A 21,985-nucleotide genomic window follows, 5' to 3' on the forward strand; every position below is an offset into this window, starting at 1 on the left:
GGTGCGGGCCGCCTTCCCCGGCACCGCCTTCCCCTGCACCGCCGGCCCGGCGTGCCTCACTCCGGCCGGCGCCGCTCCACGAGGAGATCGCCGATCACCTTGGCGACGGCGTCCGGCGAGGGCAGGGCGGGGTGATGGCTGACGGTGCCCGTGGACGGGTCGAAGCCGTCGTGCCACTCCGGCTCGTTGACGATCTGCCCGTCCTCGCGGATCTGCGCGATGTTGCGCTGGACGGCCGGCTTGTGCCACATCCGGGCGCCCATCACCGGGAAGTAGACGACGGGGTAGTCCACCGACAGCGCCACCGTCAGCAGACGGTTGGGCGCGGCGCCGGCGGCGGCCGAGGCGAGGGTGTGGGCGGTGGCCGGCAGGACGGCGAGGATGTCGTGGTCGGCGGCGAGCCGGGACGGCTTGTCGGTCGGCCAGTGGGCCGGGGACTCCCCGCTCACCACCCGCTCGGCGAAGAGCGCCAGGCTCTCGGGGGAGATGAACGAGGTCGCGGTGTGCGTCAGCAGGACCGTGAACGTGCTGCCCTCGATGTGCCGGCGCATCGCCTCGATGTACGACGGAAGCCGGGTCACCGCAATGGATCCGGTGGCACCGATGAGTATGCGTTTTCCAGCGGTGCGGGGAGAATTCTGAATTTCCATGGACCGATGATGTCGCCACCGTCCCGGCGCCGGTCAATCGCGGGCGCGGGAATGCCGGCGGGAGTCCACCGCCAGTCGAGCGGCGGTCCAGTTCGGGGAAAACTCTTCGGTCGTCCCTACGGTCGCACCGTATTGAGACGGTATGCCGCCGCTGCCTAACGTCCCGTTTCCGTAAAAGGATTCCTGGGCCCGCCAGGACACCTGACGAAAAGGGGCGGACATCTATGGAGGACCTGTTCGCTGAGCTGCGCGGCCGCGGTGGCCGCCCTCGCCCGGACGAGGACCGGCTGCCGGGGCTCGAGGCGCGGCCGGAGCGGCGTCACGAGCCGTTCCCGCTCACCGACATCCAGCAGGCGTATGTGATCGGCCGGCACAAGGGCCTGGAACTGGGCGGCATCTCCAGCCAGTACTACCTGGAGTGGGACTGTCCCGGTCTCGACGTGGACCGGCTGGCCGGGGCCCTGCGCAAGGTCGTCGCCCGGCACGAGGCGCTGCGCACGGTGGCCGGGACGGACCAGACGCAGCGGATCCTCACCGAGGACGAGGCCGAGCCGTGCCCGGTGCGCGTCACGGACCTGCGCGGCCGGCCCGCCGCGGAGCAGACGGCTCAAGTGGAGCGGATCCGCGCCGAGTTGACGGAGCAGGTGCTGCCGGTGGACCGGGCGCCGCTCCTCGACGTCCGTGCCACGCTGCTCGACGGCGGCCGCGTACGGCTCCACCTGGCCGTGGACCTGCTCTTCCTCGACATGCGCAGCCTCTTCCGGCTGCTGGAGGAGTGGCGCCGGTTCTACGACGACCCGGCGTGGCGGCCGGAGCCGCCGGCGCTGTCGTTCCGTGACTACGTGCTGGCGCAGGAGGAGTTGCGCGGCGACCGCGTGGGCCAGAAGGCCGCCGCGTACTGGGCGGACCGCCTGGATGCGCTGCCGCCCGCGCCGGAGCTGCCGCTGGCCGCGGCGCCCGAGCAGCTCGGCGTCCCGCGGTTCGTGCGGCACCGGGCGGTGCTCGCGCCCGAGCGCTGGAAAGCGCTGCGGGCGGCGGCCGACCGGCACGGGCTGACCCCGTCGGGGGTGCTGCTCGCGGCGTACGCGGAGGTGGTGCGGACCTGGTCGCGGCGGCAGGAGTTCACCCTGACCGTCACCCAGTTCCACCGGCTCGAGCTGCACCCGCAGGTCGAGGAGATCCTGGGCGACTTCCTCTCGCCGAGCCTGCTCGCCGTCGGCGGGCGGCCCGAGGAGACCTTCGAGCAGCGGGCGAAGGACCTGCAGCGGCGGCTCCTGGAGGACCTCGCGCACTCCGCGTACAGCGGCATCCGGGTGCTGCGCGACCTGGCCCGCCGCAGGGACGACGGCCGGGCGTCGGCGCCGGTGGTCTTCTCCAGCACGCTCGGCGGCGCGCAGGGCGTGCCCGGGGCCGGGGCGCTGGAGGCGTTCGGGGAGCTGGTGCACGACCACAGCCGGACGCCGCAGGTGTGGCTGGAGAACCAGATCCTGGAGGTGAACGGCCGCCTGCACGTCAACTGGAACGTGGTCGAGGGCCTGTTCCCCGAGGGGATGCCGGAGGCCATGTTCGACGCCTACCTGGCGTTGCTGGACCGGCTGGTGGACGACGAGCCGGTGTGGAGCGCGCCCCGCGGGATCGTGCCGTTGCCGGCCGCGCAGGCCGAGGAGCGGAGGCGGGCCAACGCCACGGCCGAGGACATCCCGCCGGCGCTGCTGCACGAGCTGGTCGCCGAGGCGGCCCGGCGCCGCCCCGACGCGCCGGCGGTGATCACGCCCGGCACGCAGACCACGTACCGTGAGCTGACCGAGACCGCGCACCGCGTCGCGCACCGGCTGCTGCGCGATCCCGGTGCCGGGCCGAACGAGATCGTCGCGGTGTCGATGCGTCCGGGCGCCGCCCAGATCTCCGCGCTGCTCGGGGTGCTGCACACCGGTGCCGCGTACGTGGCCGTCGACCCGGAGCTGCCCGAGGAGCGGCGGCTGAAGCTGCTGGCCCGCTGCGGCGCGCGGGCCGTGGTGACCGAGCCCGACCTGCGGGAGGCGCTGCGCTGGCCCGAGGACGTGGCGGTGGTGACCCCGTACGACGAGGCCACCCTGGAGTGTTCCGCCGAGGCGCCCGAGCGCCGGCAGGGGTACGACGACCTGGCGTACGTGATCTTCACCTCGGGCTCCACGGGCGAGCCGAAGGGCGTGATGATCAGCCACCGGAGCGCCGCCAACACCGTGCAGGACATCAACCGGCGCTTCGCGGTCGGCGAGAACGACCGGGTGCTGGCGCTCGCCCCCACCGGCTTCGACCTGTCGGTGTACGACATCTTCGGCGTCCTGGGCGCGGGCGGCACCGTCGTCGTGCCGGACCCGGCGCGCGGCAGCGACGTCGCGCACTGGTCGCAGCTCATCGGCCGCTACGGCGTGACCATCTGGAACAGCGTGCCCGCGCCGATGCGCATGTGGATCGACTCGCTCGGCGACGGGGGCGTCCCGCGCGGCTGCCGGCTGCGGCTGGCCCTGCTGAGCGGCGACTGGATCCCGGTGGACCTGCCCGGCCGGATCCGGGAGAAGATCCCCGCGATGCGGGTGATCAGCCTGGGCGGCGCCACGGAGGGCTCGATCTGGTCGATCCACTATCCGATCGGGACCGTGCGGCCGGAGTGGTCGAGCATCCCGTACGGCAAGCCGCTGGCCAACCAGACCATGCACGTGTACAACCAGTGGCTCGAGCCGTCCCCCGTCGGGGTCACCGGCGAGATCCACATCGGCGGCGTCGGCGTGGCCCAGGGGTACCTGGGCGACCCGGAGCGCACCGCCGAACGCTTCCTGGTCCACCCGGTCACCGGGGAGCGCATCTACCGCACCGGCGACCTCGGCCGGTACCTGCCCGGCGGCGACATCGAGATCCTGGGCCGCGAGGACTTCCAGGTGAAGATCAACGGCTACCGGGTCGAGCTGGGCGAGATCGAGGCCGCCCTCGTCCGCCGGCCCGGGGTGCGCACCGCGCTCGTCACCGCGCCCGCCCACGCCCGTACCGGGCAGCGGCAGATCGCGGCGTACGTGGTGCCCGAGCCCGGGGCGGACCCGGACCCGGCCGCGCTGCGCGAGGCGCTGGCGTCCCTGCTGCCCGGCTACATGGTGCCCAGCCGCTTCCTGACCCTGGACAGCCTGCCCCTGACGGCGAACGGGAAGATCGACCACAAGGCGCTTCCCACGCCGTGGAACGACGACTCCCCCGCCGGCGGCGGCCGGGTGGCGCCCCGCAGCAGGCTGGAGGAGCGGCTCTTCGCCCTGTGGTCGCAGCAGCTCGGCCACGACGACTTCGGCGTGGAGGAGGGCTTCTTCGACGTCGGCGGCGACTCCCTGCACGCCGTCGGCCTGCTCGCGCTGCTGCGCGCCGAGTTCCCCATCGGTGCCGACGCGGAGCAGGAGCTGGTCGAGGGGCTGTTCATGAACGCGTCGATCGCGTCGTTCGCCGAACTGATCGCGTCCGTCGAGGAGTCCGCAGCGTGACCACCACCCCTGATCCCGTCGCGGCGGTCCGCGCATGGGAGTACGTGATCGTCGGAGCGGGCTCGGCCGGAGCCGTCACCGCCGCCCGCCTCGCCGCCCGGGACTCCGGGAACGTCCTGCTGCTGGAAGCGGGCTGCGACCAGCCGCGCCCCCGGGACCGGGCCCACCCCCTGGCCGACGCGAGCCGGCTGGTGCTGGCCGGCTACAACTGGGACTACCGGGCCAACCTGCGCACCAGCGGCCGCCTGGAGGACCTCCTCGCCCGGGGCCGTGCCGGAGGGCCGGGCGCCGCGGGAGCCGCCGGGACCGGTGCGGGCGGCGGCCGGGCGGCGGCCCGGGCCCTGTGGGAACGCTTCCCCTACCAGCTCGGCAAGGTCGTCGGCGGCGGCTCCGCCGTCAACGGCGCCATCGCCCTGCGCGGACTGCCCCGCGACTTCGCCGCCTGGGAGGCGCACGGCAACCCGGACTGGTCGTGGGAGCGGGTGCTGCCGTTCTACAAGGACATCGAGAACGACGCCGACTTCCCCGGCCACCTCCACGGCGACAGCGGCCCGCTGCCGATCCGCCGCACCCCGCGCGAGAAGGTGCACGAGCTGGACGCGGCGTTCTGGGAGGAGTGCAACCGGCAGGGCGTCGCCGACCTGCCCGACCTCAACTCGGGCGAGGAGGCCGGAGTCGGCCCGATCCCCGGCAACTCGGTGGACGGCGAACGCGTGGACGCCGCCACCGCGTTCCTCGCCGACAGCCGCGGCCTGCCCAACCTCCGGCTGCGCACCGGGGCCCGGGTCACCCGGGTGCTGTTCGAGAAGAACCGGGCCGTCGGCGTGGAGGCCGAGCTGGACGGCCGGCTCACCACCATCCGGGCCCGGCACGTCGTGCTCAGCGCCGGGGCCGTCGGCACCCCCGTCGTCCTCCAGCGCTCCGGCGTCGGCGACGCCGGACTGCTGCGCGCGCTGGGCATCGCCCCCGTGGTGGACCTGCCCGGCGTGGGCCGGAACCTGGTGGACCACCCCTCGGTCGTCATCTGGTCCCGGCCGGCCGACGGCGTGTGCACGCCGGGCCTGCCCTGGCGGCAGGTCGCGGCCCGGATGAGCAGCGGCTACGACGGCGAGGTGGACGTGCAGGTGGGGCTGCTCAACAACGTGGAGAGCCACACCGTCCCCGGCTTCGTGGACCGCCTCGGCTGGCCGCTGGTGGTGGGCATCTCGGTGATGCTGATGCGCCCGCGCTCCCGGGGCCGGGTCTTCCTCGACAGCGCCGACCCGCACGCCGCACCCGTCATCGAACTGGGCCTGGGCACCGACGCCGAGGACGTGGAGCGGCTCTGCCACGGCGTGCGCCGGGCGTGGAGCTTCCTGCGCTCCCCCGGCCTGGCGAGCCGGCTGACCCGCACCCAGTTCTGGAGCGACCGGACGATCGCCAGCGAGGGAGTGGTGCGCAGCGGCGTGCGCCACATCATGAACCCCGGCTGGCACGCGGCCGGTTCGTGCCGGATGGGTCCGGGCACCGACCCGTGGGCGGTCGCCGACCAGGAGGGCCGGGTGCACGGCACGGAGAACCTGCGGATCGCCGACGCCTCGCTCTTCCCGGCGATCCCCAGCGCACCCACCAACCTGACCACCCTGATGCTGGCCGAGAAGCTGGCCCGGAGCATGAAGGAGTGACCGTGCAGCCTGCATCCGCACGCCCGGTGCTGCTCTACTGCTTTCCGCACGCCGGGGCGACCTCGCTGGTCTACCGGGGCTGGCAGCCGCTGGGCGAGCCGCACCTGCTGGTCCGGGGCGTGGACGCGCCGGGCCGCGGGACGCGCCGCCGGGAGCGGAAGGCCACCGGTTTCCACGCCCTGGTGCGGTCCATGGCCGAGCAGGTGGCGGCCGACCTGCTGGCCGAGCGGGAGCGGACACCCGGCCTGCGCTGGGCCACCTTCGGGCACAGCTTCGGCGCGACGACGAGCCTGGCGGTGGCCGCCGCGGTGGCCGACCGGGTGGGGGTGGCGCCGGTGCGGGCCGTGCTGTCCGGGGCGGTGCCGCCCCGGCTCCAGCCGCCCGGCGAGCGGCTCGCCTCCGTACCCGACGAGGAACTGCTCGCCCGGACCGCCGCCGACGGCGGGACACCGCCCGCGGTGCTGGCCGACCCGGCGATGAGCCGCCTGCTGCTGCGGATGCTCCGGGAGGACGACGCCGTGCGGGCCGAGTTCGCGCAGCAGGCCGCCGGACTGCGGGTGGACTTCCCGCTCACCCTGATCGCCGCCCGGCAGGACGTGCACGCCCCGCCGGAGAAGGTCTGGCTGTGGTCCGCGCACAGCTCGGCCCCCACCCGCCGGGTGGAGATCGAGGGCGGCCACTTCGCGGCCGTGCGGCACCCCAAGGAAACCCTGACGATCATCGCCGACGACACCGACCCCGGGGAGAGGTGACCGCATGGCGCGCAGAAGGTACGAGACGGCGCACGAGCAGTTCCGGGACGCGTGCCGGGAGTTCCTGACCCGGGAGGTGGTGCCCCACCACGCCCAGTGGGAGCGGGACGGCATCGTCGACCGCGAGGTGTGGCGCAAGGCCGGCAAGGCGGGGCTGCTCGGCATCGGCGTGGCCCCCGAGTACGGCGGGGGCGGCGAGCCCGACTTCCGCTACCCGGCGGTGTTCGCGCAGGAGATCATGTGGGCCCGGGCGACGGCACCGGGGTTCGTGGCGCACAACGACGTCATCGCCACCTACCTGGCCGAGCGGACCACCGAGGAGCAGCGCAGGCGGTGGCTGCCCGGGCTCTGCTCGGGCGAGCTGATCGCCGCGATCGCGATGAGCGAGCCCGACGCGGGCTCGAACGTCGCCGACATCCGCACCACCGCGGTCCGCGACGGGGACTGCTACGTCCTCAACGGGCAGAAGACGTTCATCACCAACGGCGAGAACGCCGACGTCGTCGTGGTCGCCGCCAAGACCGCCCCCGAGCGCGGCGCCCAGGGCATCAGCCTGCTGGTGGTGGAGCGCGGCACGCCGGGCTTCACCCGCGGTCCGCGGATGGAGAAGCTGGGCTGGCACGCCAGCGACACCTGCGAGCTGTTCTTCGACGACTGCCGGGTGCCGGCGGAGAACCTGATCGGCAAGGAGAACGCCGGGTTCGCCTACCTGATGGCCGCGCTGCCCCGGGAACGGCTGAGCATCGCGACCGTGGCGGTGGGCGCGGCCGAGCGGATGCTGGCGGACACCCTGGAGTACGCCCGGACCCGGGAGGCGTTCGGCCAAACCATCGGCAGCTTCCAGCACAACCGGTTCCAACTCGCGACCATGGACACCGAACTGACCGTCGCCCAGGTCTTCCTCGACCACTGCATCGCCGAACTCAACGCCGGGCGGCTGTCGGTGACGGACGCCGCGAAGGTGAAGTGGTGGACGACGGAGCTGCAGGTGGACATCGCCAACCGGTGTCTGCAGATCCACGGCGGCTACGGCTACCTGAAGGAGAGCCCGATCTCCCGGGAGTGGGCCAACAGCCGGGTGCAGACGATCTACGGCGGGACGACGGAGGTGATGAAGGAACTGATCGGCCGCTCTCTCGGCCTGTGATCCCCGGCCTGTGATCCCCGGCCTGTGATCCCCGGCCTGTGGCCCTGGCCTGTGCCCCCGGCCTGTGCCCCCGCAACCGCCCCGCCGGTGCGCGGCACCGCCCCGCCGCACCACGGCACCGCCCGCCGGTACCGCCCGCCGCGGACCGGCGGGCGGCGCCGGCGCGTGCGCGCCGGGGACGTCGCGCCCGGGCGCGGGCCGGTCCCGAACTCGGCACCCGCGGTTGCCGTTTCGGGAACCGCCCGGTGTAATGGCGCTGTGGAACGGTCCCCCACCATCGCCCAGGCCCTGTCCGAGGTCGGCCCCCGGCTCAGGAGGCTGCGCACCGCCCGCGGTGTCACCCTGGCCGCACTGTCGGAGGCCACCGGCATCTCCAAGAGCACGCTGTCACGCCTGGAGGCGGGCCAGCGCCGCCCCAGCCTGGAACTGCTGCTGCCCATCGCCCAGGCCCACCAGGTCCCCCTCGACGAGCTCGTCGGCGCGCCCGAGGTGGGCGATCCGCGCGTCCGGCTGAAACCGCACCGGGTGAACGGCAACACCGTGCTGCCGCTGACCCGCCAGCCCGGTCCGCTGCAGAGCTACAAGATGATCCTGCCCGCCAGCCGCGACACCCCGGAGCTGTGCACCCACGAGGGGTACGAGTGGCTGTACGTGCTCTCCGGGCGGCTGCGGCTGGTACTGGCCGACCACGACCTGGTGCTGGGGCCCGGCGAGGTGGCCGAGTTCGAGACCCGGCTGCCGCACTGGTTCGGCAGCACCGGCGAAGGCCCGGTCGAGGTCCTGAGCCTCTTCGGCCGCCAGGGCGAGCGGATGCACGTACGCGCCAGGCCGGCACGCCGCGCGCCCGCCTCCGGCAGCTGAGCCGGGGCGGGCGCGGAAAGCGAGGGCGGCGCGGGACGTGTCGTGTCTTCCCCCGCACCGGCGGACGGCCGTTGCGGTACCGCCCGTCGACGGCGGCCGGGCAGAGCCGCCGGAAGGACCGGCGGCACCATGGCCGCCCGGTGCTCCGCCGGCACGACACGGGGACGGCGACGGCACTGGCACGGCGACGACCGCGGAAGGCCGCGGCCACGACCGCGGCGCCGCGTCGGCGTGCCGGGCCCGGTGGCGGGGCGCCCCGGGCGTCCGCGGCCGCGACCGCGGCACCGCGCCGGCGTGCCGGACCCGGAGGGACACCCCGGGCGTCCGCGGCACCCAGCGGCGAGACGGTGTCGGGCGCCCGGGTCAGGACACGGGGGCGGGCGTCCCGGACGGGTTGCCGGCGGCGGCCCGGTGCGCGGCGAGATCCCGCTCGACCTCCTCGTCCACGAGGTCGTGGTTGAGGGCGAAGGCGGCCGCGGCCCCCATGCCCGCCGCGGTGACGGCCTGGGCCCGCGGGTCCACCACGTTGCCGACGGCCCACAGGCCGGGGCGGGTGGTGCGGCCGGCCCGGTCGGTGACGAGCCAGCCCTGCTCGTCCCGCTCGCAGCCGAGGCCGTCGAAGGCCGCGTCGTTGGGGGTCATCCGCGGGAAGAGGAACACCGCGGCGCACTCCAGCGTCCGCCCGCCGGCGAGTTCCACCGCGTGGAGCCGGCCGTCCTTGGTGAGCAGGGTGGACACGGGCCCCTCGGCCACCTTGATCCCGCGCGCGTCCAGGCGCTCCCGGTCCTCGTCGGTGAGCGGCAGGCTGTGCGGGACGTACACGATGTCGTGCGACCACTGGCGCAGCAGCAGCGCCTGTCCGGGGGAGGCCGGGTGGACGCCCAGCACGACGAGCGGCTGGTCGCGGACCTCGTATCCGTGGCAGTAGGGGCAGAAGAGCACGTCGTTGCCCCACAGCGCGCGCAGGCCCGGGATGTCGGGCAGCTCGTCGCGCAGCCCCGTCGCCAGGACGACGTGGCGGGCCCGAAGCGCCGCGCCGCCGGCCAGGTGGACGACGTATCCGCCCTTCTCGCCGGCCTCCACCTGGTCCACCCGTCCGTCGATCAGGACGGCGCCGTAGCGGGCGATCTCGGCGCGGCCGGTCTCCAGCACGGTGAGCGGGGGGACCCCGTCGCGGGAGAGGAAGCTGTGCATGTGGGCCGAGGGGGCGTTGCGGGGCTCCCCGGCGTCGACGACGGCGACGGTGCGACGGGCCCGGGCCAGGACGAGCGCGGCGTTCAGTCCGCCCGCTCCGCCGCCTATCACGACGACGTCGTACGAGGTTCGGTCGGTCGTGTCGTGGTATGCGCCGGTCATGGCGATCACCTCCGCGGCACAGGGTGCGGTGCGGGGTCCCCGCGGGCAATTTTTGTTGCCGTTTCCGGAACACGGGACCGCCGGGTCCGAGACGCCCTGCGTCGGCGGCGCCGGGGCGACGGAGAGGGGACCGGGGCCTTCGAAGGCACGCCGACCGGAGCGCCCCGCACGCCGGCGCCGCACGTCCGGCTCCGGCCGCGACTGCACCAGACGTGCCGAACCGGCCGGCATCCTGGCCGCCCTCGACGCGCTGACCGGCCCCGGTGCGGCGGAGGCGGAAGCGGGCTGACACGGGCCGCCGCGTGCGGTGCGGCGCGCACCGGGCGCGACAGGCGGTGGCGGGGGGCGGTGGCGGTGGCGTCCGGTCAGGGGCTTCGGCGGCCCACCTCCCGGGTGAGTTCCAGGCCGAGCACGCGGTCGAGGAGTGCGAACGTCTCGAACTTCGCCCCGTCCGGGAGCCCGTCCGCCGCCTCCACCTCGCTCAGCAGCCTCAGCACGCCGGGCGTGCCCAGATCGTCGGCGAGCGCGGCGTCCGCCCGCCGGGCGAGGTCGGCCGGCACCGGCTTCGACGGCGAGTCGGCCCAGTGCGCCACCCGCGCGCGCCACACCGCCAGGGTGCGTGCGGCGTCGGCGAGCACGTCCGTAGTCAACCCGACCGGGTCGCCGTAGGGCACCGCCAGCAGCGCCAGGCGGACGGCGAGCGGGTCCGTGCCACCCGCCGCCCCGGCCTCGGTGTCCCGCGGGGCCGGGATGTCGCGCCGTACGCGCCCCACCCGGAGCCATACGCCCGCGGTGGCGGCGTCGGGCGGCTCGGCGCACACGTGGGCGTCGGCCCCTGCGCCGGGTCCGGTCCCCTCGTCGAGGGGCGGGTGGATCCCGAGGTCGGCCATGGCCTGCCGCAGGGACGCGGCCCGGTCCGGGGGCGGCCCGGCGAGGGCGTGCAGCACCTGCACGCCCCACCGCTCCACGGTCCGCAGGAGCACGTCGCCGACGAGCAGGAGGCGCAGGTCCGTGGCGTCGGCCGGGTCCTGTGCGCAGGTCGGGTGGATCCGCAGGGTCAGCGTTCCGCGGCGGCCCCGGGCGGGGAGGTCGCTCGGACGGCCCGTCCGCCGGTCCATGACACGCAGCATGACCACGACGCTACCTGCCGGAAGGCACGCGAACACGTCGGGCGCGGCCCCGCTTCCGGGCCTGTGGCCGTCACGGCCGGCCCGGGGCCGTCCGATGCTCGCCCTCACCCCGGCCGAACGTGCGGCAAAAGGCCCGGTCGGCGCGCCTGTTGGCGTCCGGCCGCAACCACGGTGAGACATCCGCAGCCGGCACCGGCCGTCCGCCGCCCTCGGCGACGGCACCCCGACCAGGGCACGACGCCGCTTTGCGACCACCTCGCACCACACGTCGCCGCGCACGGTCGGGCACCCGTACGGCTCCCCCGGACCCCGGGCAGGCCGCTGCCCCACTACCGTTGCTCCGCATGACAGTCACCGGGGTGGACATCACAGAGGACCTGATCCGGGACCTGCTGCGCGAGCAGCACCCCGACCTGGCGGATCGCCCCCTGAAGCTCGGAGCGCTCGGCTGGGACAACCAGGTGTGGCGGCTCGGCGACGACCTCGCCGTCCGACTGCCCTGGGCGACGCAGTCCGCGGACGCGCTGCTGCGCAAGGAACACACCTGGCTGCCCCTCCTCGCCCCGCGCCTTCCTCTGCAGGTCCCCGTTCCGCAGCGTCTTGGTGAGCCCTCCGAACGGTTCCCGCGGCCCTGGCTCGTCACCACCTGGGTGCCGGGCGAGCCCGCCGACCGCGCCCCCGCGACGCGCCCCGCGGAGGCGGCCGCCGCCCTGGCCGCCTTCCTGACCGCGCTTCACCGCCCCGCCCCCGACGGGGCGCCGACCGGCCGGGACCGCGGGGGGCCGCTGGCCGACACCGCCGAACACTTCGCCCAAGCACTCGCCTCGGCCACCGAGTCGGGGCTGATTCGCGACCCGGACGCGGTCCGCGCGGTCTGGGAGGACGCCGCCGCCGCGCCGGAGTGGGCGGGCCCACGTCTCTGGCTCCACGGCGACCTGCATCCGGCCAACGTCCTGACCCGGAACGGCACCTTCTGCGGCGTGATCGACTTCGGCGACCTCTTCGCCGGCGACCCGGCCTGCGACCTCGCCGCCGCCTGGATCCTGCTGCCGGACGGCGCCGTCGACCGCTTCCACGAGGCCTGCCGGCCGAGCCCGGACACCGCGACCCTGCGCCGCGCCCGCGGCTGGGCGGTGCTGCGCGCCCTCGCCTGCCTCCACATCGGAGACGCCGGCGTCCACGGCCGCCCCGGCGGCAAGCCCACCTGGGGCCCACCCGCCCACGCCGCACTGCGACGCCTCACCGCATCGCTCCACCAGTGACCGAGCACCCCGGCGGGAGTCGGACAACAAGGAGCCGGACAACAAATCGAGAAGTCGCTTTCTCCCTATGGCTCATCCCGGAACAGGTGTGTGATCCCGTGATGTCGGGCGTCCGAGGGCGTCCGTGACGATGCGCCGCTCGCGGCCCACGATCTTCTGCGCCGCATCCGCGCCGTTGTCGCCGGGGCGGACGCCACCTGATCCCGCGTCAGGGGACCAGTGGCCCGGCCAGCACGCCCAACCCCGCCTCACGGTCACCGGTCCAGGTCACCGATCCGGCATCCCAGGGCTTGCGCCCCCACAGCGTCAGCAGCAGGTCCTCGGCGGTGCCCGAGACCTCCGCGACCGGCTCACCGGTCCCGTACGTCCAGCAACGGCCGGAGTCGGTGGCGGTGACCCGCACGGCCTGCTCGGGATGGGTGGCGGCCCCCTTGGAGATCATGCGGGGCGCCATGGTGTCGAAGACCTCGGCGACACCGTCGGCGGCGAGCGCCGGATCCATCGGCGTCGTCGAGCCGAGCGCGTGCTCGGCGTCCCACCGGTGCATCAGCGTCTCCTGGGTGCGGCGCCGACGCCAGAATCCGACCGTGTGAGGCGGGAAGAACGTCCACGCCCCGGTCGAGGGGTCGACCGACAGGGCCTGCACGAGCGCGTCCGCCGTCTCGGCGTACCAGGCCTTGAGGCCGGCCCGGTCGCGGGGTGCGGCATCCTCGTCGTAGCCGTCGCCGTGCCCCTCCTGCACCGCCGCGACGACCCACAGGTTCCCCGCTCCCATGTGTACGGCCAGATCCACCAGCCGCCAATCGCCGCAGTGCTCGACCGGAGCCGACACATCGCCGTCCAGCGCGGCGCCGAACGCGTCCAGTTCACGCCGGAGTTCGACCAGGTAATCCACGGCGCCAAGATACCGCCCGCCCATGACGCGGGACTTGTCGCACGAACCGGGCGAACGTTGCCTGATGCGGCAGTGGTTGCGGGGGTTGTGTTCGTGGCGTGGGCCGAGTCGGCGGCAGCCGGGCAGCCACGGCGTCGTGCGCTCGCTCACCCGCCTGCGGCGGCCCGACCGTTCGCCGGGCTCGACGCCTTCGCGGGCGATCCGGACTGCCCTGCGTCTGCCGCGTCGCCCTTTCCGCAGGCCCGGGCGGTCGTCAGCCTTGTCCGCGTGGAGACGCCGAGGCGTGAGGCAGCGGCCGCGGTGGGGATCGTGTTCCGTCCTTCGCATGGTCGTCCCGGGGCGCGGTCTCAGGCCAGCCACACCCGTACCGGGCCGCCCCGCGGGTCCACCCGGGCGGTCCAGTCGGCCGGGAGGCGCAGGGTGCGGTGCGGGACGGCGGTGCCCGGCCGCAGGCGCCGCCGGTGCAGGAGCCGGCCGTCCTGGGCGATGTGCAGGGCCGCGCGGCCGGTCACCGGGGACGCGGTGCGCAGCAGGTGGGGCAGGGTGTCGCCGGGGGCGACCCGGTTGGGCGTGATCCGGCGCAGGGGCGGCTCGACCGTGACGGGCACCCCGTCCGGCCATCCGGCCGCCCCGGCGAGCAGGTCCCGTACGGCCGCCGCCGCGTGCGCGCCCTCCCGGACGGCCGTGGCCGCGCTCTCCACGGCGTGCAGCACGCTGCCCACCGCGAACACCCCGGGGCGCGAGGTGCGCAGCCGGCCGTCCACGGCGGGGCCGCGGGTGGCGGCGTCGAGGGCGATGCCGCCGCGGCGGGCGAGTTCCGGCTCCGGCACGAAGTCTCCGGTGAACACGACGGTGTCGCACGGCAGGACGGCGGTGCGGCCGTCGTCGCGGCGGACGCGGACGCCGGTCGGCCGGCCGTGGCCGAGGAGTTCGGTGACCGTGGTGCGGGTCAGCAGCGGGATGCCGCGGCGCAGGCGGGCGTCGGCGGCGCGCAGCGGTGCCATCGGGGCGCGCGGCCGGTCGGTGACGAGGGCGACGACGTCGGTCCCGGCGGCGCGCAGGGTTTCGACGGCGGCGTGGGCGACGTCCTCGGCGCCGACGACGACCGCGCGGGCGCCGACCGGCTGCCGGTACAGGTGCACCGCCTGCTGGAGTTCGCCGGTGGTGTACACGCCGGCGGGCCGGGTGCCGGGCACGAGGCGGGCGGCGCGCGGGCGTTCGCGGGCGCCGGTGGCCAGGACGACGGCGCGGGCACGGAGCGTCTCGTGGCCGTGCGGGCCCACGGTGGCCAGGGCGAGCGGGCCCGCCCAGTCCAGGGCGGTCACCCCGGTCCGTACCGCGGCCCCGGCGCGCACGGCGGCGTCGGTGAGCAGACGGGCCAGGGCGGGACCGGTCAGCGGGCGGGCCGGGGTGGGACCGGTCAACGGGCGTGCCAGGGTGCCGAAGCCGCCGTGCGCGCAGTGCCGGGGCACTCCCCCGGCCCGCCGCTCCCGTTCCAGCACCTCGATCCGGCCCGCGCCGGCGGCGGCCAGCCGGGCGGCGGCCGCGAGCCCGGCGGGCCCGGCGCCGACGACGAGCACGTCCACGTCCCGTACGGCCGTCACGCCGTGGCCTCCCGCCGGTGCACGTTGGCCGGTTCGCGGGACGCGGCGGCCTCCTCGAACAGCGCCCGCACCGCCGCCCCGCAGTGGAAGCCCTGGCAGCGGCCCGCCCGGGCGCGGGTGCGGCGGCGCAGCCCGTCCGGGCTGCGCGGCGGGATCGTGGCGGCCAGCGCGTCGCGGATCTCGCCGCGCGAGACGCGTTCGCAGTGGCAGACCAGGGTGCCGTACTCGGGGTCGGCGGCGATCAGGTCGGGGCGCTGGTGGGGGCGGGGGAAGGCCTCGCCGAGGTTCGGCATCCGCACCGGCTCCACCTCCCGTACGGGGCCCGGCTCCAGGCCGATCTCCGCGAGCAGGCCGGTGACGTGCGCGGCGAGGGCGAGGGAGGCGGTCAGGCCGGTGGAGCGGATGCCGCCGACGGTGACGTACGCCTGCCCGGGGTGGGCCGTGACGCGGTAGTCGTCGTGCTCGGTGGCGGCGCGCAGCCCGGCGTAGACGGCGGTGACCTCCTCCTGGAGCAGCGCGGGCAGGATGCGGCGGCCCTGGGCGCGCAGCAGGGCCAGGCCCTCGGCGCTGGAGCCGGTGGCCCGCTTGTCGGGCAGGTCCTCGGCGGTGGGGCCGAGCAGCACGTTGCCGTACACGGTGGGCGCGACCAGGACGCCCTTGCCGAGGGCCGTCGGCACGGGCAGCAGGATGTGCCGCACCAGGTCGCGGGCGAACTTGTCGAAGACGATGAGCTGGCCGCGGCGCGGGGTGACGGTGAAGTCGCGGTGGCCCAGCTCGCGGTCGAGGGTGTCGGCGTGCAGGCCGGCCGCGTTGACCAGGAACCGGGCGCGCAGCTCCCCGCGGGTGGTGCCGAGGACGTGCTCGCCCTGCCCACCGTGCTCACCGCGCTCTCCGCCGTGCCGGCGGACGCGTGTGACGCGGCAGTCAAGGTGCAGGTCGACGCCGTTGCGGACCGCCTGGGTGGCGTAGGCGAGGGTGGTCGTCCAGGGGCAGACGATGCTCTCGCCGGGCACGTGCAGCGCGCCCAGGGCGCCGGGTCCCAGGTGGGGTTCACGCGCGTACAGCTCGCCGGGCCCGATCAGCCGGGTGTCGTGGCAGCCGTTGCGCCCGGCCTTCTTCGCGAGGCGGGGCAGGGCGGCGCGCTGTTCTTCGTTCCAGGCGACGAGCAGCGCGCCGACCGGTTCGACGGGGATGCCGGACTCGGCGGCGTACACGGCCAGCCGGCGCGCGCCCTCGCGGACGAGGCGGGCCTCCAGGGAGCCCGGCGCGGCGTCGAAACCGGTGTGCAGGATCGCGGTGTTGGCCTTGGAGGTGCCCTGCCCCACGTCGTCGGTCGCCTCGACGAGGGCGACGCGCAGGTCCGGGTGGCGGGCGAGTTCGCGGGCGACGGCGCAGCCGACGACGCCGGCGCCGACGACCGCCACGTCGTACGGCGCCCGCGGCAGCGGCCCCCGCGCGGTGACCGTCATGCGGGCGCCCGCTCCAGGAGGGCGGCCACGGCGGAGCGGAACGCGGCGCGGCGGGCGGCCGCCTCGTCGGGCGGGAGGCGAGGTTCGTAGACGGTGGCCGGCCGCCACCGCGGGAGGGCGTCGGCGAGGGTCAGGGCGGGGTCGGCGCCCAGGCGGGCGAGGGCGGCGGCGCCGAGGGCGGTCGCGTCGGGCAGGGCGGACACCTCCACGGGGCGCTGCAGCAGGTCGGCCTGGGTCTGCATAAGCAGGGCGGAGCGGGTCAGGCCGCCGTCGACGCGCAGCACCTCCAGGGGCGCGCCGAGGTCGCCGGCGGCGGCGTCGGCGAGTTCGGCGACCTGGGCGGCCAGTCCCTCGCACAGGGCGCGCACCACGTGGCCCGGGGTGGTGTCCAGGCCGAGTCCGGTGAGCGAGCCGCGCAGGTCGCCGCGCCACCAGGGGGCGGCGAGCCCGGCCAGCGCGGGCACGAAGGTGACGCCGCCGGTGCCGGACACGGTGCCGCCCACGGTGTCGAGGTCGGCGGCGCCCCGGATGACGCCGAGGCCGGTGAGCCAGTCGACGGCGGAGGCGGCCGTGTAGACCTGCCCGTCGAGGCAGTAGGCGGTGCGGCCGGCCAGTCGCCAGGCGACGCAGCCGGCCAGCCCCGAGGGGGAGCGCAGCGGCCGGTCGCCGGTGTGGGCGAGGAGGAACGCGCCGGTGCCGTAGGTGCACTTGGCGCCGCCGGGTGCGGTGACGTGCTGGGCGAGCAGGGCGGCCTGCTGGTCGACGATCAGCCCGGTGACCGGGATCTCGGGGCCGAACGCGCGGGTGGTGCCGACCGGTCGGGCGGTGTCGGTGACCTCGGGCAGGGCCTCGCCGGACAGGCCGTACAGCTCCAGGGCGCGCGGTGACCAGGCGGCCCGGTCGAGGTCGAGGAGCTGGGTGCGGCCGGCGGTCGCGGCGTCGGTGACGAAGGCGCCGGTGAGCCGGTGCAGCAGCCAGGCGTCGGAGGTGGTGACCACGCCGTCGCGGGTGAGGTGGCGGCGGATCCAGGCCATCTTGGGCGCGGCGAAGTACGGGTCGAGGGGCAGCCCGGTCAGTTGCCGCAACTCCTCTGCCTGTTCGGCGAGTTCGTCGCACACGGAGGCGGCGCGCCGGTCCTGCCAGACCAGGGCGTCGGTGAGCGGGCGGCCGGTGGCCGGGTCCCAGGCGAGTACGGTCTCGCCCTGGTTGGCCAGCCCCATCGCCACCACGCCGGTACCGGCGGCGGCCAGTGCCTGCCGGCCGGCGTCGACGACCGAGCCGTACAGCTCCCACGGGTCCGCCTCCACCCGGCCGCCGGGCAGGGCGCGGGGCCGCACGGCGGCGAACCCGGTACCGAGGACGCCGCGTTCGGGGCAGACGACCAGGGCCTTGGTGCCGGAGGTGCCCTGGTCGACGGCGAGCACCGCGCCCGTCGTCCCGTCGGGTGAGCCGATCACGGCCAGCAGCCTGCCGTCGCCGCGCACACCGCGTCAAGGGTATCTGACCAGCCATCATGACTGGTCTGCCATACGGGAGTTGGAGAAGATCGTGAATCGGGGGGTGGGGGGCGGGGTCCGCCTCTATAGTGTGCGCCGACTCGTGGGTTCCCCGGATCGCCGCCCGGAGGAGGGTTCTTGTTACTCCAGCCTGCCGTCCTCTCCCGCTCCCGGACCCCGGCGTGCGGCTGATGGCCAGGGAGGGCGCACGCCCCGTCCTCGACCCCGCCGGCCACGACGAGGAGCTGCGCCTGGCGCTGCAGGAGCTGCACACCGGCCGGTGGCTGGCGATGCGGGAGCTGCTGGCGCGGACGACGGCCCGGTGGCAGTGGACGCGGCGCACCCAGATCCTCGCGGCGGCCGCCGCCGGCACCGACGTGGTGCGGGCCTGGCTCGCCGAGGAGCCGGCCGGGCGGACGGCCCGGGTGATGCACGCCCGGGTGGCGGTGGAGCGCGCGCTGCGGGCCCGCCGCGGCCGGCACCGCCGTACCCACGAGCTGTGGATCGAGGCCTGGGACGCGAGCCGGACCGCCACGCGGGCCGCGCCCGCGGACCCGGTGCCGTGGATCTGCCTGCTCGCGCTGGCGCAGCTGGACACCGGGCAGCGCTGGGAGGAGCACCGGGCGCCCGCACCCGATCCGGCGCTGCCGCCCGGGCCGTGGGAGCTGCTGGCCGAGGCCACGGCGCGCGACCCGCACAACCGGGAGGCGCACCACCGGATGCTGCAGTTCCTGTACATGCGGGCCGACGCGGGCCGGCCCGTGGAGGCGGCCCGGTACGCGCGCCGGGTGGCCGAGGGCGCGCCGTCCGGTTCGCCGCTGCACCTGCTGCCGCTGTACGTGCGGGCCGAGCACCCCTGTCGTGACGCGGCCCGGCAGTGGGCGGAGCCGGAGGCGGTGGAGGAGGCGGAGCGGGCGTGGCGCGGCTGGTTCGTGCCCGGCCGGCCCGAGGAGCGATCGCTGCCGGACCTCAACCACCTGGCCCACGCCCTGTGGCGGACCGGGCGGCCCGGGCGGGCGGTCCGGGTCTTCGACGCGCTCGGCCCGTACTACACGCCCCGGCCGTGGGTGCACCGCGCCGCCGCCCCGGCCGGGCGGGCGCGGGCCGTGGAGGTGTTCCTGCGGGCCCGCGCCGACTGCCGGTCCGCCGGGCACGACGCCGACGCCGGCCGGTCCTGAACCCACCCGCCCCCACACATCGACCCGCCCGTCCTGCACGCCAACCCACTCGCCCCGCACGCCAACCCACCCGTCCCGCACGCCAACCCACCCGTCCCGTAAGCCGTTCCCCCCACCCCGCACACCGACCCGCCGGAGGTTCCCGCCATGTCCCCCGCCCCTCCCCCCTCGGCCGAAGAGCAGCGCGACGAGGAGCAGCGCCTGCGCGAACTCGGCTACCGGCCGGTGCTGGCCCGCCGCATGGGCGGTTTCGGCAACTTCGCGATCAGCTTCTCGGTCATCTCCATCCTGTCCGGCTGCATGACGCTGTACGGCTTCGGCCTGAACACCGGCGGCCCCGCCGTGATGCTGTGGGGCTGGGCGGGCGTCGGCCTGTTCGTGCTGTGCGTCGGCCTCGCGCTGGCGGAGGTCACCAGCGCCTACCCCACCTCCGGCGCCCTGTACTACATGGCCGACCGGCTCGGCGGCCGCCGCTGGGGCTGGTACACCGGCTGGCTCAACCTGCTCGGCCTGCTCGGCGCGATCGCCGGCATCGACTACGGCGCCGCCCTGTTCATCGGCGCGTTCGCCCATCTCCGGTGGGGTTTCGAGCCGACGCCCGGCACCACGATGCTCGTCTTCGTCGGGATCCTGCTGCTGCACGCCGTGCTCAACCTCTTCGGCGTCCGCCTGGTCGGCCTGCTCAACTCGGTGAGCGTGTGGTGGCACCTGGCCGGCGTCGCCCTCATCGTCGGCGCGCTCGCGATCGTGCCCGACCACCACGCGTCGCCGTCGTTCGTCTTCACCACGTTCGTCAACGACACCGGCTGGTCCAGCCCCGTCTACGTGGCCGCGATCGGGCTCCTGCTCGCCCAGTACACCTTCTCCGGCTACGACGCCTCCGCCCACCTGTCGGAGGAGACCGCCAACGCCTCGGTGTCGGCGGCGCGCGGCATCGTGCGTTCCATCTGGGTGTCGTGGATCGCGGGTTTCGTGCTGCTGACGGGCCTGACCTTCGCCATCCGGGACTACGACGCCACCCGCACCAGCGCGACCGGCGTGCCGCCCGCGCAGATCCTGCTCGACGGGCTGGGCACGGACGGGGCGAGCGCCCTGCTGCTGGTGGTGATCGTCGCCCAGTTGTTCTGCGGCAACGCCGAGGTCGCCGCCGCCAGCCGCATGGTGTTCGCCTTCAGCCGCGACCGCGCCCTGCCCTTCTCCGCCCTGTGGCGCCGTGTCGGCGTCCGCTCCCAGACGCCGGTGGCCGCGGTGTGGCTGTCGGTCGCGGTGGCGTGCCTGCTCGCGCTGCCCTCGCTGTGGTCGGCGACCGCCTACGGCGCCGTCACCGCCATCAACGTCATCGGCATCACCCCCGCTTACGCCATCCCCGTGCTGCTGCGGCTGCGGGCCGGCGACCGCTTCCGGCCGGGCCCCTGGAGCCTGGGCCGGTGGAGCAGGCCGGTGGGCTGGACCGCGGTGGTGTGGGTGGCCTGCGTCACGGTGCTGTTCTGCCTGCCGCAGTCCGCGCCGGTGACGGCCGCCACCATGAACTACGCCGCCCTCGCCCTGCTTGCGGTGCTGGTGCTGGCCAGTGTGTGGTGGTACGTCGCCCGCCGGTCGTACGGCACGCCCGGCACCGCGGCGTACGGCACCGGACGCGACCAGGCCGAACTCGCCGAGGGCATCGTGTGACGGTGGGCCCGGGCACGCCTCCCGGGTACGAACGGCCTTACGGATACGGCAGGATGGACGAGCGCGCCGACCGGCGTCCTTCGTCCCGGCCGGCGCGCTCGCACATCCCGGAACCGAGCAGGTGACAACGTGACACGACTTCACATCCGGCCGCCGGCGGCGCCGTACGCCGCCCCGTTCCTGACCGGAGGTGACCGGTGAACCGCGCGCTGACCCTGGACGACCTGATCCTGGCCGGCATCGCGCTGGCCGCGGGCCTGGCGACGGCCTTCTGCTCGCGGGCCCTGCTGCGCTGGCTGGCCAAGCACGCCAAGCGCACCCGGTGGAGCGGCGACGACGTCCTCGTGGACGCCCTGCGCGGCGTGGTGCCGTGGGCGGCGATCGCGGGCGGCGCGGCGGCGGCCGCGGCCGTGCTGCCGCTGACCCGGACGGTGCAGCGGACCGTCAACCAGTGCCTGACGGTGCTGCTCATCGTCGTGGTGACGCTGTCCGCGGCCCGGGTGATCGCCGGCCTGGTGCGCACGGTCACCCAGTCCCGCTCCGGCGTCGCCGGGTCCGCCACGATCTTCGTCAACATCACCCGGGCGCTGGTCTGGGCGATCGGCTTCCTGGTGGTGCTGCAGACCCTGGGCATCTCCATCGCGCCGCTGCTCACCGCCCTGGGCGTCGGCGGTCTGGCCGTCGCCCTCGCCCTGCAGGACACCCTGGCCAACCTGTTCGCCGGCGTGCACATCCTGGCCTCCAGGACCGTCCAGGTCGGCGACTACATCCGGCTCAGCAGCGGTGAGGAGGGGTACGTCGAGGACATCAACTGGCGCCAGACGACGGTGCGGGCGCTGTCCAACAACCTCGTCGTCATCCCCAACGGCCAGTTGGCGAAGACCAACATGACCAACTTCACCCGGCCCGAGCAGCAACTGACGATCCTGGTCCAGGTGGGCGTCGCCTACGACAGCGACCTCGACCACGTCGAGCGGGTCACCAACGAGGTGATCGCCGAGGTGATGACCGAGGTCACCGGCGCGCTGCCGGAGCATGAGCCGACGATCCGCTTCCACACCTTCGGCGACTCGCGCATCGACTTCACCGTCATCCTCGGCGTCGCCGAGTTCAGCGACCAGTACCGGATCAAGCACGAGTTCATCAAGCGCCTGCACCGCCGCTACCGCGAGGAGGGCATCCGCATTCCGGCGCCCACGCGGACGGTGGCGCTGCAGCCGGCGCCGCAGCACGACACGGTGCCCATCCCGCAGCAGCGGCGGCCCGAGAAGGCCGCCGGGGAGACCTCCGCCCGCTCCAGCTGACGCACGTCCCGCCCCGCCCCGGCCGACGGCGCTCCGGTGCCCG

At 75.3% G+C, this 21,985-nt stretch carries 16 protein-coding genes; 9 read left to right on the top strand and 7 right to left on the bottom strand.

Going from position 1 to position 21,985, the window contains the following annotated elements; all coding sequences use genetic code 11:
* Window positions 1-56 precede the first annotated feature (56 nt).
* The gene (locus IE225_RS25805) at window positions 57-650 is read right to left on the bottom strand and encodes a flavoprotein (RefSeq protein ID WP_190060011.1); all 594 of its coding nucleotides are present in this window, start codon (window positions 648-650) and stop codon (window positions 57-59) included.
* A gap of 224 nt (window positions 651-874) precedes the next feature.
* Between IE225_RS25805 and IE225_RS25810 the strand changes: the two genes are divergently transcribed.
* The 5 genes from IE225_RS25810 to IE225_RS25830 all read left to right on the top strand — a co-directional run bounded on the left by IE225_RS25810 (window position 875) and on the right by IE225_RS25830 (window position 8,577).
* Complete coding sequence (locus tag IE225_RS25810; protein ID WP_190060012.1) at window positions 875-4,153, top strand: non-ribosomal peptide synthetase; 3,279 nt, start codon at window positions 875-877, stop codon at window positions 4,151-4,153.
* On the top strand, window positions 4,150-5,817 hold the full coding sequence (locus IE225_RS25815) for a GMC family oxidoreductase (RefSeq protein ID WP_190060013.1): 1,668 nt from the start codon (window positions 4,150-4,152) through the stop codon (window positions 5,815-5,817). The genes IE225_RS25810 and IE225_RS25815 overlap by 4 nt, the downstream gene beginning before the upstream one ends.
* 2 nt (window positions 5,818-5,819) lie before the next feature.
* Window positions 5,820-6,569, top strand: coding sequence for a thioesterase II family protein (locus IE225_RS25820; RefSeq protein WP_229880037.1), 750 nt, complete (start codon window positions 5,820-5,822; stop codon window positions 6,567-6,569).
* Between the two features lie 4 nt (window positions 6,570-6,573).
* Entirely contained in the window at window positions 6,574-7,716 is a 1,143-nt protein-coding gene (locus IE225_RS25825; RefSeq protein WP_190060014.1) for an acyl-CoA dehydrogenase family protein, read from the top strand.
* A 258-nt stretch (window positions 7,717-7,974) separates the two neighbouring features.
* Window positions 7,975-8,577 carry a helix-turn-helix domain-containing protein gene (locus IE225_RS25830; RefSeq protein ID WP_190060015.1) on the top strand — a complete coding sequence of 201 codons (603 nt, stop codon included), beginning with the start codon at window positions 7,975-7,977 and terminating at the stop codon, window positions 8,575-8,577.
* A 363-nt stretch (window positions 8,578-8,940) separates the two neighbouring features.
* On the opposite strand, the gene IE225_RS25835 is transcribed toward IE225_RS25830, so the two are convergent.
* Complete coding sequence (locus IE225_RS25835) at window positions 8,941-9,933, bottom strand: NAD(P)/FAD-dependent oxidoreductase (protein ID WP_190060016.1); 993 nt, start codon at window positions 9,931-9,933, stop codon at window positions 8,941-8,943.
* 365 nt (window positions 9,934-10,298) lie between these two features.
* Window positions 10,299-11,063: a hypothetical protein gene (locus IE225_RS25840; RefSeq protein WP_190060017.1), complete on the bottom strand. Its 765-nt coding sequence runs from the start codon at window positions 11,061-11,063 to the stop codon at window positions 10,299-10,301.
* Window positions 11,064-11,407: 344 nt separating this feature from the next.
* Here IE225_RS25840 and IE225_RS25845 point away from each other — a divergent pair, with 344 nt between their 5' ends.
* Window positions 11,408-12,325: an aminoglycoside phosphotransferase family protein gene (locus IE225_RS25845; RefSeq protein ID WP_190060018.1), complete on the top strand. Its 918-nt coding sequence runs from the start codon at window positions 11,408-11,410 to the stop codon at window positions 12,323-12,325.
* A gap of 208 nt (window positions 12,326-12,533) precedes the next feature.
* Here the strand turns inward: IE225_RS25845 and IE225_RS25850 are convergent, their stop codons facing one another.
* The 4 genes from IE225_RS25850 to IE225_RS25865 form a co-directional block, all read right to left on the bottom strand.
* Entirely contained in the window at window positions 12,534-13,220 is a 687-nt protein-coding gene (locus tag IE225_RS25850) for a maleylpyruvate isomerase family mycothiol-dependent enzyme (protein ID WP_190060019.1), read from the bottom strand.
* Between the two features lie 347 nt (window positions 13,221-13,567).
* Entirely contained in the window at window positions 13,568-14,824 is a 1,257-nt protein-coding gene (locus tag IE225_RS25855) for an NAD(P)/FAD-dependent oxidoreductase (protein ID WP_190060020.1), read from the bottom strand.
* A complete protein-coding gene (locus tag IE225_RS25860) occupies window positions 14,821-16,293 on the bottom strand; it encodes an FAD-dependent oxidoreductase (RefSeq protein ID WP_190060021.1) in 1,473 nt (490 codons plus the stop codon). Before IE225_RS25860 ends, IE225_RS25855 begins: the two co-directional genes overlap by 4 nt.
* On the bottom strand, window positions 16,290-17,777 hold the full coding sequence (locus IE225_RS25865; RefSeq protein WP_229880038.1) for an FGGY family carbohydrate kinase: 1,488 nt from the start codon (window positions 17,775-17,777) through the stop codon (window positions 16,290-16,292). The genes IE225_RS25860 and IE225_RS25865 overlap by 4 nt, the downstream gene beginning before the upstream one ends.
* Window positions 17,778-17,980: 203 nt before the next feature.
* Here IE225_RS25865 and IE225_RS25870 point away from each other — a divergent pair, with 203 nt between their 5' ends.
* From IE225_RS25870 to IE225_RS25880, 3 genes are all read left to right on the top strand, one after another.
* On the top strand, window positions 17,981-18,967 hold the full coding sequence (locus IE225_RS25870) for a hypothetical protein (protein WP_190060022.1): 987 nt from the start codon (window positions 17,981-17,983) through the stop codon (window positions 18,965-18,967).
* A 147-nt stretch (window positions 18,968-19,114) separates the two neighbouring features.
* Window positions 19,115-20,638 carry an amino acid permease gene (locus IE225_RS25875; RefSeq protein WP_190060023.1) on the top strand — a complete coding sequence of 508 codons (1,524 nt, stop codon included), beginning with the start codon at window positions 19,115-19,117 and terminating at the stop codon, window positions 20,636-20,638.
* Window positions 20,639-20,835: 197 nt separating this feature from the next.
* Window positions 20,836-21,942, top strand: a complete 1,107-nt coding sequence (locus IE225_RS25880) for a mechanosensitive ion channel family protein (protein WP_190060024.1) — start codon at window positions 20,836-20,838, stop codon at window positions 21,940-21,942.
* The last annotated feature ends 43 nt before the right edge of the window (window positions 21,943-21,985 follow it).

This window comes from Streptomyces echinoruber (genome assembly GCF_014651135.1).
Classification (GTDB): Bacteria; Actinomycetota; Actinomycetes; order Streptomycetales; family Streptomycetaceae; genus Streptomyces; species Streptomyces echinoruber.